The organism is Streptomyces sp. NPDC036984 (genome assembly GCF_055607665.1).
This window is the reverse complement of record NZ_JBVJRL010000071.1, coordinates 1-3,191: the sequence shown is the minus strand read 5'-3', so window position 1 is coordinate 3,191 and position 3,191 is coordinate 1. Positions and strand designations below refer to the sequence as shown.

Annotated in this window: 4 protein-coding genes; 3 read left to right on the top strand and 1 reads right to left on the bottom strand. The window is 70.6% G+C overall.

Features of this window, described 5'->3' with window-relative positions; all coding sequences use genetic code 11:
* Positions 1 to 996, bottom strand: a 996-nt coding sequence (locus ACZ7DL_RS38970; protein WP_470781797.1) for a cytochrome c oxidase subunit I, incomplete at its 3' end; no start/stop codon positions are given.
* 692 nt (positions 997 to 1,688) lie between these two features.
* Between ACZ7DL_RS38970 and ACZ7DL_RS38965 the strand changes: the two genes are divergently transcribed.
* The 3 genes from ACZ7DL_RS38965 (at position 1,689) to ACZ7DL_RS38955 (ending at position 3,081) form a co-directional block, all read left to right on the top strand.
* The gene (locus tag ACZ7DL_RS38965) at positions 1,689 to 2,318 is read left to right on the top strand and encodes a hypothetical protein (protein ID WP_470781796.1); all 630 of its coding nucleotides are present in this window, start codon (positions 1,689 to 1,691) and stop codon (positions 2,316 to 2,318) included.
* A 223-nt stretch (positions 2,319 to 2,541) separates the two neighbouring features.
* A complete protein-coding gene (locus ACZ7DL_RS38960; protein ID WP_470781794.1) occupies positions 2,542 to 2,826 on the top strand; it encodes a hypothetical protein in 285 nt (94 codons plus the stop codon).
* Positions 2,827 to 2,850: 24 nt separating this feature from the next.
* On the top strand, positions 2,851 to 3,081 hold the full coding sequence (locus ACZ7DL_RS38955) for a hypothetical protein (protein ID WP_470781791.1): 231 nt from the start codon (positions 2,851 to 2,853) through the stop codon (positions 3,079 to 3,081).
* Positions 3,082 to 3,191 lie beyond the last annotated feature (110 nt).

Below are 3,191 nucleotides of genomic sequence, written 5' to 3'. Positions count from 1 at the left end.
GAAGGAGAAGAACGGCAGCAGCACACCACCGGTGACGTACATGTGGTGGGCCCACACGGTCACGGACAGACCGGCGATCGCGATGGTCGCCGCGACCAGGCCCATGTACCCGAAGATCGGCTTGCGGGCGAACACCGGGATGACCTCGGTGATGATGCCGAAGAACGGCAGGGCGATGATGTACACCTCCGGGTGTCCGAAGAACCAGAAGAGGTGCTGCCAGAGCAACGGGCCGCCGTTGGCCGCGTCATAGACGTGGGCGCCGAACTTGCGGTCCGCCTCCAGGGCGAACAGCGCGGCCGCCAGGACCGGGAAGGCCAGCAGGACCAGGACACCGGTCAGCAGCACGTTCCAGGTGAAGATCGGCATGCGGAACATCGTCATGCCCGGGGCGCGCATGCAGATGATCGTGGTGATGAAGTTGACCGCGCCGAGGATCGTGCCGAAACCCGAGAAGGCAAGACCCATGATCCACAGGTCCGCGCCGATGCCCGGAGTGCGGATCGCGTCCGACAGGGGGGTGTAGGCGAACCAGCCGAAGTCGGCCGCACCCTGCGGGGTGAGGAAGCCGCCGACCGCGATGGACGAGCCGAACAGGTACAGCCAGTAGGCGAACATGTTCAGCCGCGGGAACGCCACGTCGGGGGCACCGATCTGGAGCGGCATGATCCAGTTGGTGAAGCCGGCGAACAGCGGGGTGGCGAACATCAGCAGCATCACGGTGCCGTGCATCGTGAACGCCTGGTTGTACTGCTCGTTCGACATGATCTGCAGGCCCGGACGGGCCAGCTCGGCGCGAATGAGCAGCGCCATCACGCCGCCGATCAGGAAGAACGCGAAAGACGTCGCCAGATACAGTGTGCCGATCGTCTTGTGGTCGGTGGTCGTCAGCCACTTGACCACGACATTGCCGGGCTGCTTGCGCCGGACCGGCAGCTCGTTCTCGTACGAGTCCTCGGCTGCCGCAGCACCGTGGGGTTCATTGAGGATGCTCACTGGTGGGTTTCTCCCGATGCTCGCGGTTCGCGTCGCCGGTCAGGCGCCATCCTGGCCGTGCCGGGGACACGTATGCCACCTTGAGGGGTTGCCGTGCGGCCGATCGCGTGACAGTCAGACCCGAGTTGCGTAGTCAGGGCGTGTCGCCGTGGTCCGTCGGACACACAGGGGTACGGCAGCGCGCCGAGACGGCGTCCGGGATCCCCTGCGCCCGGGTACCGAGTGGTACCCCGCAGGGGAAGGCGGGCACGGGGCCGTCATCGAGTCTGGGCGCCACCGACATGTTCCGGCCACCGCTGACCTCCGGGGGCGTCGCTGATTCCCCCGGGTGGGTCAGTCAGGTGGCAGCCACGGCCGCGCCTGCCATGCCGGCTCGGTGCCCAGGGCGCTCGGCGCGTGCTCCTCGCCTCCGCCGGGGGCGTCCGTCCGCAGCGGTGAGGAGACCCCGTCCCGTCTCGCGCCGCCGAGTCGCGTCGGCTCGCACCCGGGTTTCGGCGGGGGCGTCCGGGGGAGTCGGTGCGCGTGGTGTCGTATGGACCGGAGCGCCTAACAGCCTCTCGTGCGTCCGACCTGTCTGCTGGACGCGGTAATGCAGGCCGGGTGGCTCCTGGCATGGCGCCGGTGCGGACGGCTCGGGTCCGCAGCGGGCGCGGGCGCGGGCGAATGAGCCGGACAGCCGCCGAGGCGCCCTGATGCGCCGATCCGCGCGGCGCACCCGGCTTCGGTTCGACGGCTGGATCGCCGGGATCGGCACGACGTCCGGCACCCGCCTGGTCATCGGCCACTGGCCCCTGTCCCCCTTCGGGCCGTTCAGCGATGTGATGCTCGAACGGGCCGACGGCCATCGCCTGTTGCTGGCGCCCACCCGGCGGACGGCGGACTTCATCGCCGGTACCTACGCCTTCGACGAGGCCCGGATCGAACCCGTACGCGTCCGTGTCGCCCACGATCACTGGGCGGTCACCGCGGGCCCGCTGCTCGACCTGCGGTTCACCGTCGGCCGACGCGGCCTGCCGGGTCTGCTGCTGCGGGCGGTCCCCGGCGTCCTGGCCGCCCAGCCCTGCTGGACGGCGGTGACGGACCCGCTCGCCCGGCTGCTGCTGGGCGTGCGCACCCGGGGGACCGCCGGCGGCGGCCGGTACGAGTGGTACGGCGCCCACGATCTGCACCTGATCACGGCAGCGACCGCCGTCCTCGGGGGCCGGGACCTCGGTTCCCTCACCGCTGTGGCGCCGCCCGTACGGTTCGGCTTCGGCTCCACGCCGCGCAGGCCCTGCCTCGTACAGGTCACGACGACGGTACGCACAGCGCGCCCGCCCTGACCCGCCTGGGGCTTGGCTTGCGGCCAGGCGGGCACGCGGGACGGTGTACGAACCCGAGCCCGGGATGGTGCGGTGATGACCCCAGCCACTCCATTCCACCACGCACGCACGAGCAAGGCGGAAATCGCACCTGGTGCCCCGGACGGCCGGTCACGACGGGCGGTGGGGAACCCGGGGGCCGGCGTCGGCAAGGCGGTCGGCTGATCGCCGGCCCGCGCATGCCATGGCTCGCTCGAAGCACTACGCCGTCGCCGCCTGCGGACAGTGGACCGACAAGGAGGAGGGCCGCCGTCGGCTACCCGCCGGGGAGGTCCACGCCTGGCAGCCGGGGCTGAACCAAACCGTCTGCGGCCTCTCGCTCCATCGCTCCCAGCTGATCCGCTTCCCGCACGTCGCCTGGACCGACGCGTTCCCGGAATCCGGCGGCGCGGCGGACCGGGTACGGCGCGTCTGCCCGCGCTGCGCCGACGCACGCCCACGGTGGCACCGCGCCAACCACCGGCCGTGAACACCGTGGCACCACCGTCTGGCGGTGAGCGCAGTGAGGCTGTGTCGGGCGCTCATGCGTGGCTCGCGGTATGTGCTCATGGGCCGAGATCCGGTGCTCTTCGCGGCGCACGCGCTGCACGGCGGCGGCAGCTCGGACATCGACTGTGGCCCGGTGACGTGCGTGCACCGTGCGTTCCCGCACGAGGACATCTGCTGTTCACTGACCCCGCCCTCGGCGGCGCTGGACGTCTTCGTCCGGCTCCGGCCCGGGTAACAGCTCATTTCGTTCGGTGTGATCTTGCGGCATGCTGTTCGCGTGTCGAGCGAGTTGGTCGAGCGGATGGTGCCGGACGGGTTGTGGGAGCTGTTTCAGCGGGTGGTGCC